9 protein-coding genes are annotated in these 13,111 nt (G+C 58.8%); 7 read left to right on the top strand and 2 right to left on the bottom strand.

Features of this window, described 5'->3' with window-relative positions; translation table 11 throughout:
• Positions 1-63: 63 nt before the first annotated feature.
• Both WCO56_13500 and WCO56_13505 read left to right on the top strand, forming a co-directional pair.
• Positions 64-657 (top strand): YfiR family protein, encoded by a 594-nt coding sequence (locus WCO56_13500; protein ID MEI7730584.1) that lies wholly within the window; start codon positions 64-66, stop codon positions 655-657.
• A 2-nt stretch (positions 658-659) separates the two neighbouring features.
• On the top strand, positions 660-2,987 hold the full coding sequence (locus WCO56_13505) for an ATP-binding protein (protein ID MEI7730585.1): 2,328 nt from the start codon (positions 660-662) through the stop codon (positions 2,985-2,987).
• Between the two features lie 78 nt (positions 2,988-3,065).
• On the opposite strand, the gene WCO56_13510 is transcribed toward WCO56_13505, so the two are convergent.
• Positions 3,066-4,364, bottom strand: a complete 1,299-nt coding sequence (locus WCO56_13510; protein ID MEI7730586.1) for a Gfo/Idh/MocA family oxidoreductase — start codon at positions 4,362-4,364, stop codon at positions 3,066-3,068.
• A gap of 181 nt (positions 4,365-4,545) precedes the next feature.
• On the opposite strand from WCO56_13510, the gene WCO56_13515 reads away from it, so the two are divergent.
• The 4 genes from WCO56_13515 to WCO56_13530 all read left to right on the top strand — a co-directional run bounded on the left by WCO56_13515 (position 4,546) and on the right by WCO56_13530 (position 10,975).
• A complete protein-coding gene (locus WCO56_13515; protein MEI7730587.1) occupies positions 4,546-8,124 on the top strand; it encodes an FAD-dependent oxidoreductase in 3,579 nt (1,192 codons plus the stop codon).
• Between the two features lie 182 nt (positions 8,125-8,306).
• On the top strand, positions 8,307-8,858 hold the full coding sequence (locus WCO56_13520) for an RNA polymerase sigma factor (protein ID MEI7730588.1): 552 nt from the start codon (positions 8,307-8,309) through the stop codon (positions 8,856-8,858).
• The gene (locus WCO56_13525; protein ID MEI7730589.1) at positions 8,855-9,274 is read left to right on the top strand and encodes a hypothetical protein; all 420 of its coding nucleotides are present in this window, start codon (positions 8,855-8,857) and stop codon (positions 9,272-9,274) included. The genes WCO56_13520 and WCO56_13525 overlap by 4 nt, the downstream gene beginning before the upstream one ends.
• A gap of 15 nt (positions 9,275-9,289) precedes the next feature.
• Entirely contained in the window at positions 9,290-10,975 is a 1,686-nt protein-coding gene (locus WCO56_13530; protein ID MEI7730590.1) for a hypothetical protein, read from the top strand.
• Positions 10,976-11,010: 35 nt separating this feature from the next.
• On the opposite strand, the gene WCO56_13535 is transcribed toward WCO56_13530, so the two are convergent.
• Positions 11,011-11,253 carry a hypothetical protein gene (locus tag WCO56_13535; GenBank protein ID MEI7730591.1) on the bottom strand — a complete coding sequence of 81 codons (243 nt, stop codon included), beginning with the start codon at positions 11,251-11,253 and terminating at the stop codon, positions 11,011-11,013.
• 38 nt (positions 11,254-11,291) lie between these two features.
• Here WCO56_13535 and WCO56_13540 point away from each other — a divergent pair, with 38 nt between their 5' ends.
• On the top strand, positions 11,292-12,887 hold the full coding sequence (locus WCO56_13540) for a hypothetical protein (GenBank protein ID MEI7730592.1): 1,596 nt from the start codon (positions 11,292-11,294) through the stop codon (positions 12,885-12,887).
• The last annotated feature ends 224 nt before the right edge of the window (positions 12,888-13,111 follow it).

The raw sequence follows: 13,111 nt of genomic DNA on the forward strand, positions 1-13,111 counted from the left end.
ATTGCACCAGAGTTGAAGACACGTATCACCATCAGGAAAGGAAGCGGAAGCCGTCGAGCGGTAATGGATGGCTGTGGTCCAGGGTGGTGGCGGGTCGCGGACAGTCTCGTGTTGCTGTTGGCTTGGTGGGGGCTCTTGGTTACAAGTCATGCCACTACGCCTCCCGGGCGCAGCGAGTACGAACTCAAGGCGGCCTTTCTCCACAAATTCGCCATGTTTGTCGAATGGCCGGTGCAGTCGTTTGACACAACCAATGCCCCTATTGTTATCGGCATTCTGGGGCGGGACCCGTTCGGGCCGAAGTTGGAGGCGGTGCTCGCCAGCAAGCGTGTCCATGGTCGCGCTGTGGAGTTTCAGCGCTTTGCCAGAGTTGAAGATGTCCTTTTGGCACGGTGTCAGATGCTGTTCATCGCGTCATCGGAACAGGCACGGTTGCCTGCCATTCTCGAAGCGATCAAGACGGTCCCCTTGCTCACGGTGGGGGACTCGCCGGGCTACGGCGAAACGGGCGTGATGATCAACCTGGTGGTGCGCGAGCAGAGTCTGCGCTTCGAGATTAATCGTCAGTCCGCCGTGCGGGTGGGCTTGCAAGTCAGTTCCCAGTTACTTGAGCTGGCCCTCCCCACTCGGGAGCGTCCTCAATCCCGTTCCCAATAACCATGCGCTGCCTCCTTGATCTTCCGCTCCGTCGAAAATTGCTGGTGCTGGTAATGGCCAGCAGCACACTCGCCCTGCTGTTGGCGGCGGGCTCGTTCAGCGTCTATGAATGGTTCATTCTCCGCGACACCGCGCGGCGCGACGTGCAAACCCAGGCGGAAATCCTCGCTGCCAACGTCAGTGCCGCCGTCGAGTTTGGCGATGCGGACCACGCCCGCCGCATCCTGCGGGTACTGCAGATGCGCCCGCAGTTCGACCTTGCTTGTGTCTTTGATGAAAACCGGCGCTTGCTGGCCGGTTACACGAACGAATTCAATCCCGAGCCGGTCCGCTGGCTCAATCCGATTCCCCAAGGTGTTCAATCCGAGGCGGGGCATCTCGTGGTTTTTCAGCCGGTCATGCATGATAACCACGTTGCCGGCACGCTCTATCTGCGGTCGGAATTCAGCCCCATCCGGGCGCGTTTTGGGCAGTACCTGGGTTTGGCGATGCTGGTGCTGCTGGCCTGCTGGTGGATTGCCTTTGGGCTGGCCGCACGCCTCCAACGCATTGTCTCCCAGCCCATCCTTGAGCTGGCCCGGACTGCCCGTGACGTGACGGAGCGCAAGGACTACTCGTTACGGGCCGTCAGTCAGAGCCATGATGAAGTGGGGCTCCTCATTGAGGGGTTCAACGAGATGTTGACGCAAATTCAGGCCCGCGACGTTGCCCTGCAAAAGACGCAGGATGATCTTGAACGCCGGGTGACCGAGCGCACCAGCCAGCTTCAGGATGAAATTGTCCAGCGCCGCCGCATTGAAGCCGCGTTGGCCGATGAAAAGGAGCGCCTCGCGGTCACGCTCCGCTCCATTGGTGACGCCGTAGTGGCCACGGATCGCGAGGGTTGCATCGTGCTGTTCAATCCGGTGGCGGAACAACTCACCGGCTGGGGTGCGGCCGAAGCTGCGACCCGTCCCCTGCCGGAAGTGCTGCAACTATTTCATGATAAGACGCGGCAGCCTTGTGAGAACCCCGTGACCCGCGTGCTCGCCAGCGGCGGTCCGGTGGAACCCAGTGAAGGCACCCTGCTCGTCTCGCGCGACGGCACGCAGCGCCTCATTGCCAGCAGCAGCGCGCCGATCCGCGATCGTGCCGGCCAGATCATCGGCGTCGTGTTGGTATTCCGCGATGTCACTGAGAAGGAGCGCACGACGCAGGAACTGCTCAAGGCCAGCAAACTCGAATCCATCGGTCTGCTGGCGGGCGGCATCGCGCATGACTTCAACAATATTCTCACGGCCATTCTCGGCAATATTTCGCTCGCCCGGTTGATCGCGCAACCGCAGGACGAACTGGCTGAGGCCTTGCTCCACGCGGAGAAAGCCGCCGCCCGCGCCGGCGATCTCACCCGCCAACTCTTGACGTTCTCCAAGGGTGGTTCGCCGATGAAGCAGAGCGCCTCGCTGGCGGAGATCATCAAGGAAACCACCGCCTTTGTCCTGCACGGTTCCAACGTCGGGCTGCAACTTGAGTTGGCCACTGACTTGTGGCCGGCCAGCATTGACGTGGGCCAGATCAGTCAGGTCATCCACAATCTCGTGCTCAATGGCATCCAAGCCATGCCCAAGGGCGGCACGTTGGACGTGCGCGCGGCCAACGTTTCGATCCCGGAACATCACGGTACGGTGCTGCGTCCCGGCCGCTATATCTCGATCACCATCCAGGACACCGGCACCGGCATCGCGCCGGAGCACTGTCAGCGCATCTTCGACCCGTACTTCACCACGAAGAAACAAGGCAGCGGCCTCGGTTTGGCGACCACGTACTCCATCATCCGCAAACACGAAGGGAACATCACGGTGCAGTCGGAACTCGGGCGGGGCACCACCTTTCAGATTCATCTGCCGGCATCCAGTACGCCAACGGTCGCCCCAGCGGAGCCGCCCCCCGAGCCGTTGGCTGGGCAGGGCCGCATTCTGATCATGGATGACGAGGAGCCCATCCGCTCCTTGGTGATTCGGATGCTTCAACCGTTGGGCTACGAGGTCAAGGCGGCGGCGGACGGTGCTGAAGCCTTGCGTATTTACGAAGAGGCCCGCGCCGCCCACCAGCCGATTTCCGTCGTGATTCTTGATCTCACCGTTCCCGGTGGCATGGGTGGATTGGAGGCGTTGCAACGCCTCCGCGCCCTGGATCCCCACCTCAAAGCCATCGTCTCAAGCGGTTACTCAGAAGATCCCGTCATGGCCCACCATCGCGAGCACGGTTTTGATGCGATGGTTACCAAACCCTACCGGCTTCAAGAGTTCACGCACACCTTGCAGGAGGTGTTGAAGCAAGTGAAGGTTTGAGTCACGGGCGGGCCGTTTCGACACCTTGCGCGCCATTCCGCGGTAGCGAGATTGCCGTGCGTCACTTCGGATTTCGGGTCAAACTTTTTCCGGCACCGCCCATGGTTCCCGATAGGTGCGCCGCAGATAGCGGTTGGCTGCGGGATTGCGGAACGTTTCCGAGGCGCCATCAAATTCCAGCCGGATGTTGCCCAATCGCCAGGAGGTATTGGCCAGGTGACAGAGCAGCGTGGATTGGTGTGCCTGTTCCACATCGGCGTTGGGCAGCTTGTTGGAGCGGATGCAGTCGAGGAAATTCTGCACATGCTCCCGGTCCGCCTGCCGTCCGCACGCAGATACGACGGACTTGCCCTTTTCGTCAAACGCCTGCCAGCCATCGCCATGCCGGCCAAAGTACAGGAATCCCTTGGTGCCATAAAGCTCCACCCGCGTGCTGTTAAACGGCCAGTTCGGTGGCACATCTTTATCCCGCATGTCCATGGGCGTCTTCATGATATATGGCGTCCACAAGGAGGACTCGGTGATCAGTGTAAAGGAGCCATAGTCGAACGAGGCGATTTGGGTATCCGGCGTGTCGCGGCCATCTTTCAGCACACTGATTCCGCCCGTATGGTTGACGCTACCGGGGGCGGGCGGATCGCCCATGAGGCAGCGCGCCGCATCCACTTGGTGTACCAGGTCGCCGGGGATGGGGCCGCAACTGTAATCAAAATACCCTAACCACCGGCGACTGGGGTTGTAGGGTGCTTTGGGGGCCGGACCGCACCACAATTCATAATCGAACCCTTCCGGCACCGGCTGGTCTGGCCCGGCTTTGACAAACGGGTGGTTCATCATGTTATAGACCTTCACCAGTTTTACGTCCCCGAGTTGGCCGGTCTTGATATAGGCCATGGCATCCTGCAGATAGCGCGTGCTGCGGGTCTGCAACCCGGCTTGGACCACGCGTTGATACTTGCGCGCCGCCGCGACCATCTGGCGCCCTTCCCAGAGGTTATGCGACAGCGGTTTTTCCACGTACACATGCTTGCCGGCCTGGCAGGCAAGGATGGTGCCCAAGGCGTGCCAATGATCGGGCGTGGCGTTCACCACCACGTCCACGGACTTGTCCTCCAGGATGCGCCGGAAATCCTGCACCAGTTTCGGCGTGTGCTTCCCGGCCTTGGTTACGGTGTCCTTGGCCCGTGGCAGGCGGCGGGAATCCGGGTCGCAGAGATAGGCGAGTTCCACGTCCGGGCGCTCGGCAAACTTCTCCGCCAGAAACGTGCCGCGCCCTCCCAGCCCCATCACGCCCACGACCATTTTATCATTTGCCGCAAAGGCGCTCGGGCCGTTGAGCACGGACACGGCGGCGATGGCGCCGGCGGAATTTTTCATAAACGCGCGTCGGTTGAATGTATTCATAAAAAATGGGGTCACGTTAAATTGTGAGCCCACCTTAGCGGAACGCGGGTTGCTTGACCAGCATTTGATGATGAAAAGAGTGTTCCGGGGAGGTGACTTTCCATCCATTCCGCGTTGCATTGTGCGACCACACGAGTAACATCACCCCATCTTTATGAGCACCATGCGTAACTATTTTATGGGCGTTGCCTTGGGCGGCGTCCTGTCCGTCCTGCCGGCATTTGTGGCGCGCGGCACGGTTACGGAGTCGGCCCGGGAGATTCCCATCGCCAAGGAGGTGGATGTGGTGGTGGTGGGCGGATCATCCGGGGCGGCCAGCGCCGCCATGGCGGCGGCAGAGGCGGGAGCCAGGGTTTTCCTGCTCGCCCCGCGCTCGTATCTGGGCGAGGACATGTGCTCCACGCTGCGGCTGTGGTTGGAGGAGTCCGAGCAGCCCCAATCCCCCTTGGCCCGCCGCATCTTCGCCGAACCCGGCGAGGATGACGCGAGCGTGGGTGGGTCCGGACAGCGGGAATCGAACGCCCTGGATTATTCATACACCACCAGCATTCCCGCCGTCCTGAAACATCGGGACACGGAGCCGCCGTCCCGATTGAAAGACGGGCTATTCACCGATTCCAGCCGGCACAGCGTGCAATATAACGGGGACGTGGCAGTCATCGCCGACTTGGGCAGCGCCAAACCGGTCAAAGAGGCGCGCGTGGTGTGCTACTACCGGGCGGATTCGGACTTCAACCCCGGCAGCGTGAGCGTTTCGACCAGCGCTGACAAAGTCAAGTGGGTCGAGGGCGGCAAGTTTCCCTGCACGGCCCCGGTCAAAGAAGTGTTACAGATGACGCTGCCGATCGGCGCGTCGGCGCGTTACGTCAAATTCGACTTCCAGCGGGTGGCAGGCGGCAAGCGTTTGTTGCTGGGGGAAATCACGCTGATTGGGGCTGGCGGTGAAGTCGCAAAACCCGCCGCTCCAGTGTTCCAAACGTCGAAAAGCGGTGAGTCCAAAGGGTTCGTGAAGCTGGTCAAGCCCATGCAGGCCAAGCGGGTGCTTGACGAGGCGCTGGTGGCAGCCAAGGTGGATTTCCTCTTCAGTTGTTATCCCACTGAATTGCTGGTGGACGCGCAGAACAAGCCGTGCGGTGTGGTGATGGTCAACCGCTCCGGCCGCCAGGCGGTCCTTGCCAAGGTCATCATTGACGCCACGCCACGGGGCATCGTGGCGCGCATGGCGGGCGCCCAGTTCCAGCCGTATCCCGCCGGGGAATACGTCTTCCAACGGGTGGTCGTGGGCGGCGAACCGGTGGCGAACCCGAAGCTCACCGCACGCAAGTTGAGCCAGACTTACAAGTCGGTGCGCACGTTCAAGGACGGCTCCAAGGACGCGCCCGTGATCGAATACACGCTGCGCCTCCCGATGCGCGATGGCAGTTTCGCGTCCTTTGCCGAGGCCGATCACCAGGCGCGCGATTTGACGTGGCAATCCGGTCTCCTGGACGAATCAGAAATCCTGTTTCAAGTGCCGCCTGACCCGATGCGCGGCAAGAAAAGTATCACGCAACCATGGACAGGAGTCGCGGCGCTGGACCTGGATGCGTTCCGCCCGCATGGCACCAGCCGTTTTTACGTGCTGGGGGGATGCGCTGATTTGCCGCGCGATCAGGCCGCGCTCGTGTTGCGCCCGCTCGCGCTCATGGACCTGGGGTCGCGCGTGGGCAAAGCTGCCGCCGCCGAGGCCAAATCGTTGCCCGCGCCGGTCGGTCCGACGGTGGCGGCGGGCACCGCCATCCATGAGGCTCCCAAAACCAGCACGTTCACGGGCGAGTTGAGGGAAACGCTCACCGGCCTGCGCCCCGTCGAACGCAAAGCGGCGAAGCTGCATTCGCCGGAGCGGGCATTGCCAGTCCTGGGCATGTACGATTGCGTGGTGGTGGGCGGCGGCACGGGCGGCGCGCCCGCCGGCATCGGCGCAGCGCGGGGCGGCGCCAAGACCCTGCTGGTTGAGTATCTGCACGGCTTGGGCGGCGTGGGCACACTGGGCATGATCGGCTCGTATTATCACGGTTATCGCGGCGGATTCACCGCCGAGGTGGATAAGGGCGTGGCCACGATGCACGATCCGAAACGCCCCGCGCCGCGAACGGGCGCGTGGGAGATCAACCCCAAGGTGGAATGGTGGCGGCAAGCCAACCGCAAGGCCGGGGCCGAGGTTTGGTTCGGCGTACTCGGCTGCGGCGCGCTGGTGGAGAACGGCGTGGTCAAGGGCGTCATCCTCGTCACACCGGAAGGGCGTGGTGTGGTCATTGCCAAGACGGTGATTGATTCCACGGGCAACGCCGATGTCGCCGCCGCCGCCGGCGCGAAGTACGTCTATACGGATGCCGATGATGTCGGCGTGCAAGGCACGGGTTTGCCGCCGCGCGAGCTGGGCGGCGGCTCCATCAACACCGATTACATGTTCGCCGATGATACGGATGTCGTGGATTTCTGGCATCAATTCATCCTATCGCGCCAGCGTTTCCGGGGCGCGTATGATTTGGGGCAGCTCGTGGATACGCGGGAGCGCCGCCGCATCGTAGGGGACATCACGATTTCGCCCATGGACATCATCCTCGCCCGCACGTACCCGGATGCGCTGGTGTTGTCCAAGAGTAATTTCGACTCGCACGGGTTCACGGTGCATCCGTTGTTTGTGGCGATGCCGCCGGACAAGAAGGGCTTGAGCTTGTGCGTGCCGATGCGCGCGTTGTTGCCGCAGGGGTTGGATGGCATCCTGGTGACGGGCCTGGGCGTCAGCGCGCACCGCGACGCGATGCCGGTGATCCGCATGCAGCCGGACATCCAGAACCAGGGCTACGCGTGCGGCCGCGCCGCCGCGATGGTGGCCCACAGCGCGGACACGATCCGCAAAGTGGATATGAAAGCGTTGCAGAAGCATCTGGTGGAAGTCGGCATCATCCCGGAGGAGGCGCTCGCGTATAAAGACTCCTTCCCCATGCCGCTGGCGCGCGTGGCCGAAGCGGTGGCGCAGGTGACGAAAGCCGCCAACGCCACCAACGAGGTGGATGGCGTGATCCGGGATCGCGATGCGCTCGCCATCATTTTCGCGCAACCGCAGGATTCCATTGCGCTGTTGGAAAAGGCGCACGCCGCCGCCCAAGGCGAGAAAAAACTCGCCTACGCGCACATCCTGGCGATGCTCGGCAACGCCAGCGGCGGACCCACGTTGCTGGCGCACATCCGCAACGCCAAGGGCTTTGACACCGGCTGGAATTACAAGGGCATGAGCCAGTTTGGCCGCAGCTTGAGCGAGCTGGATTCATACATCGTCGCCTTGGGCCGCACCCACCAGCCCGGCGCGTTCGAGGTCATCGCCGAAAAAGCGCGCACGCTGGATGCCGCCAAGGAATTCTCGCATCACCGCGCCTGCGCCATGGCGTTCGAAACGATCGGCGACCGCCGCGCGGCGGGACTCCTCTTCCAAGTCCTCCAGCAACCCGGCATGATGGGGCACTCGACGACGACCATCGGTAGCGCCCAACAACAAATGCTGCCCGGCAAAACCGAAAACGTGCAGCGCAACGAATCCCTGCGCGAGATTGTGCTCGCGCGGGCGCTCTACCATTGCGGGGATCAGGACGGCCTGGGCGAAAAACTCCTCAAACAATACGCGGCGGACCTCCGCGGCCATTACGCTCGCCATGCCCAGGCGGTGTTGGACGCGGGCAAGCCGGGGAAATAAAGCTGCTGCCACGGGCGGGAACTTGGAGTGATTACAGGAGCACAGCGCAGACCTCCTGATGCGCTCCGAAATTGCTTATGGCGATCTTGCTTAAGCGGATCGATGCTTGGCGCTTTAACTTGCCCGACTTTCTTCCTGTCGTATTGAACCTTTTCTGGCAATCCGCATTCTACTGGGTATAAATGCTGGTAGTGGCGAATAGTGAACAATTGCCGGTGGAGCAAGCCAGGGCCGGGGAACCGGGGGCTTGGGACACGCTTTTCCACCGATACCAGTTGCCGCTTTACACCTATGTATTTGAACTGGTCAACGATGAGCAAGCCAGCCTGGATATTGTCCAGGAGACGTTCATCAATGCCGCGCGCCATCTCATGCAATTGCGCGATAATGACCGGTTTGGCTCGTGGCTGTTCGGGATTGCTCATCAAAAATGCGCGCAACAGTGGCGGCGAAAACCGGTGGCGCAGGTGCCGGTCGAAGCGTGTGAAGAAGATTTACCCGATTTGCAAGCAGACCCGGGTGACTGGCTTATCCGCAAAGAAGCCGAGGAGGATTTTATGCGTTGCCTGAACCAATTGCCGATCCCGCAGCGCACGGTTTTGCTGCTTCATTTCCTGGAAGATTTTTCCCTGGAGGAGATCGCGGAGATAACCGGCGCCGGGTTGGGAACCGTAAAGTCACGAATTCATTACGCGAAGAAAACCCTGCGCCAACTGCTGGAGAAACAACGATGAAAACACCACGCGAAGTGTTATTAGCCCGCCACCAAGCGGCCAATGCCAAGCTGGACGCGTTGCGACGCGAATTTGTGGCCGAATTCAACGGCACTGCGCCAAAATACGAGCCGGTACGGAATGCCGGTTTCTTGAACCAGCTCTGGCTGGAATTATTTTGGTCTTCCCGCAAGGTCTGGCTGGGCTTTGTCACGACATGGATGGTTTTGGGGCTGATGCATGTGGTCTGTTTGGGAACCGCCGACTCCGCCATGGCCAGGGCAGAAACCGATTCGCCGCAAATGCTGGCGTTGCTACGTGAGCAGAATCGTCTGCGGGTTGAATTGACGGAGGCGTTGCGTTCCGAGCCCGCGGCGGTTTCCCCCTTTCGGCCGAGCCCGCGTAGCGAGGCGAATCCGGTATCTTTAACCGTGTAATTCTAGAGAACGATTATGAATGAGAAATCAAACGATACGATCATGCGGGAGCCATCCATCCTTCGCCGCTTTTTAAGTTGGTGGTTTTCGTGGCGAATCATCCGGCGGATGCTGTGGGGCGTAGCAATCATGATCACCCTGGTCGCCCTGTTCTACCTGGTGGAGAACCTGCGCGGAAAGTATGCGTGGGAAGGATTCAAAAAGGAATGGGAGGCCAAAGGAGAAAAGTTTACGCTGAGTGCCTTTGTTCCTCCGCCGGTTCCAGAGGCGCAAAATCTGGCGATGACTCCTCTGTTAAAATCCATTTTTGATTATCAACGCACCACTAATGGAATGCGATACAACGATACCAATGGCCTGGCGCGCTTGGAGGCGATTTCCAAGGGGCTGGATAGGGTTAATTTGACAGAGCTACGCTTGGGTAGTTTGGATAAAGGAACCTTTGCCGATCTTGAGGCCACCCGGGAATTCTTTCGTGGTAATACCAATTTCCCTCAGGTAGCGGGATCCGGTACCGCCGCACAGGACATCGTGACGGCCATGAGCAAATTTGATCCACAAATCAAAGAGCTGCTGGCCGCTTCGGCGGAGCGTCCGTTCTGCCGGTTCCCGGTTTCGTATGAGGAGCCGATGCCCTTTAATATTTTGTTGCCGCATCTGGGCACGATCAGGCCCTTGATCCATGTGCTACAAATACGAATCGTGGCGAACTTGGCTGCTGGCCATACCGGGGAGGCTTTTGAGGAACTTAAATTGAGTTTTCGCCTGGCCGGTTCCATCCAACATGAGCCATGTCTAATCAGTCATTTGGTACGGACCGCCGGGTTGACCGTCAGTTTGCAATCATTGCGTGAAGGGCTGGCACGTCATGCCTGGAACGAGGCGCAATTGAGCGAAATACAAAAGTATCTGGCATCCCAGGATATTGTAACGGAGTTCAATTTCGCCATGCGGACTGAGCGGGCGGCGTGCCTGGATGGGCTGGAGTATTTCCGACGCCAAGGGCTAAGGTCCGATTTAACACCATTTCTGTGTATGGCAACGGATGGGGGAAACGCTAGCGTTCCACTGTCGGTGCAATCGATGGCGCTTATCCCAAGCGGATGGTTTGAGCAAAACAAGGTCACGATCGCCCGGATTCAGCAGAAATTATATTTAACCGGAATGGACGCGGCCAAACACCGGTTTATCCCGCTTAATGAACAGGAGGAAAGCCGGACGATCATGGAAACCGGCAGCTCCCCATACGGTTTTTTTGCCAGAGTGTTATTGCCGGCGCTTGGCAGCGCCGCCTCCAAGAGCGCGCGTATGCAAACATTTCTCGATGAAGCACAGGTTGCCTGCGCGCTGGAACGTTACCGGCTGACGATGGGACGATATCCCGTCAACTTGGCTGAATTAGTGCCGCAAATTATTGCAGCCATTCCCAATGATATGATGGATAGTCTGCCGCTGCGGTATCGGGTGTTGCCGCATAGTGGTTATCTGGTGTACTCGCTGGGGATGAACCAGGTGGACGATGGTGGCCGGATGTACTCACCAAGCAATAACCCATCTTTTGGAAGTGCGGCAGCGGGTGATGGCCAGACATTATGGACCACCGATGTCAAAAATGACGATTGGGTGTGGATCATGCCCGGCGATTACCAACAGTTGTTGGCACCGTCTGCCAAGGAGTCCAGAAATAAAAAGAAACGCTGAGCAAGAGACTGATGCTGGAGACTGGTGGGCGAGGCTCATTTGGCGGGCACCAGCAAGGGCTTCAGCCGTGGCTCCAGCCGCAGCAACTCCGGCATCACCAGCGCCGCCATGGCGCGCGCGCCCTGCTCATTGAAATGCGTGCGGTCCTTGGGCGCGTTGGCGAACTCGGCGCTGCCGGTACCGGCATGTTCCCCAGTGGACGGCGTCTCGTCCAGCCGTATTTTTTTGCCCGTGCGTCCTGGCAGTGAAAAATGTAATTGTCTCTCCCAGTGCGTCATTTTACAGTATCGGCATGGATACAGACAAACGAACATCTTTGCCAAAGGTTTTCCCGCTCTTTGGCTGGATGTTGCTCATGGGTGGGCTGAGTGCCTTGTGTCAGGCGATCAATCTGGGCTGGGTGCGACCGCAAGCGTCGCAAATAGATTATGTGTGGTGGGATCAAGGGGCGATGTTATACTGTGCCAGTCATCTTTTGGCTGGCGATCTGCTATATCGCGATTTCTATTTTAATTATGGTCCCGTGCCATTAGTGGGGTTCAGTCTGGTCGCCAAGCTCTTCGGTATCTCGCCGTTTTCCTTTGAACTCCATAAAATTCTGATCGATGCCTTGGCGGTTATGGCAGCGTGTTGGCTGTTCTTAAAACACCTGCCACGATGGGCGGCGTTGACCGGCCTTTTGCTCACTCAATTTTGTTTTCTTACGGGTGGCACCTTTCTCCCTGGCAGCTATGAAAAACTTGGTTTGATCCTGATCGTCTTGACGTGGAATCCGCCTGGCGGTCGCTCGGCGCGTAACGCCTTTTGGGTAGGCCTGTTACTCGGGGCGTTGCAGGGGGTAAAATTCGGCTCCTGCTTTGTTGCGGGTTTGGTCGTGTTACTGCTGGACGTTTCTGCCTGGATAATGGCTGGGGGACTGCGCCAACAATGGTGGGGTTGGTTGCGCAACTTGGGAATAATTTTTGCGGGCTATGCCCTGTTCCAAACGTTCTGGGTGAGTCTGGCCTTTTCCCTGATGCCATCAGGATATGCCTGGGATGCGGTGTTTCCCAAATATATGCTGGACTGGTATGCCTCGTATGTTGGGCCGGCGCACCGGTGGCCTGGGTTCTGTAATTGGAATTATTTCATATCCTATCAGTTAGTGTTGGTTGCCGGCGTATTATTCGGCATTGGGTATCTGGTTCGCTCACTTTTGGGGAGGCTATCAGCGTCCACCAATGTCCAATGGGCGATGGGTTCACCGGAAATCACCAGCCTGCGTTTTATATTTTTCCCAATATTCTATTTGATCGGATGTTTGATCTATTTCAAACATTCCTCGAACATCATGGTTTATGGCTGGTTGACAGTAATGGCCATGCCATTTTGGTTGGTGGTTGCTCGTGGAGTTTGGCGGATCGGCTTGATCCTCATGTTGATTCCCTGCGCTTGCGTGTTGCCCGTTCATTTGTCCAGGAACCTCCTGCGTCCCATGCCAGCAAATCTGGTCAGGCATGTCATGCCCAACGGTGGCGCATTGTATTTGACCAAAGAAGAGGCTGCCGAGTTTGATGGCTTGATCAGCCGGCTTAAGCAGATTGACCAGGAAACACCTCAGAAACGTGGGTTTGTCGTCATTCCACTTGGTTATGGGGTTGGGTTTTGGGGGCAAATCCCGTTGGCGTCACGTCATCATTGGTTCTATCCCGCTGTGGTCCAGCCTTACGAAAGCGAACAAGTGTGGCAGGAGTTCGCTCATGCCAAAGCCATCGTGCTGATTTTGGCTGGTCCGGGTGATTTTTTTGGATATCCCCGGGGCCTATTGGAAAATGGCACCTGGCTACCCTTTGACACCACTCGTCAACGTGAACTGCTGAACCGTTTTGGCAAACCGATCTGGTTCGAAGGCCGTTTTGTCATCTATAACTGATTTTTTACCCGGCGGGCACAAGCGAAAACGGCCGAAAATTGTGAACGGGTGTGGGATTAATCGGGGTAAGCCGCGGCCGTTTTATGCCAACGGATTTTTCTGAAAAAGTTTCCTCTTCCTATTCGCGTTTATTCACGCAATTCGCGAGCTGCGGTAGTGACTACCGATCTTTAACCGAACTTTCGACACTGGGACGGGTTTTTAATAAAAATCCCTGGCGCAAT

Source organism: Verrucomicrobiota bacterium (genome assembly GCA_037139415.1).
Classification (GTDB): Bacteria; Verrucomicrobiota; Verrucomicrobiia; order Limisphaerales; family Fontisphaeraceae; genus JBAXGN01.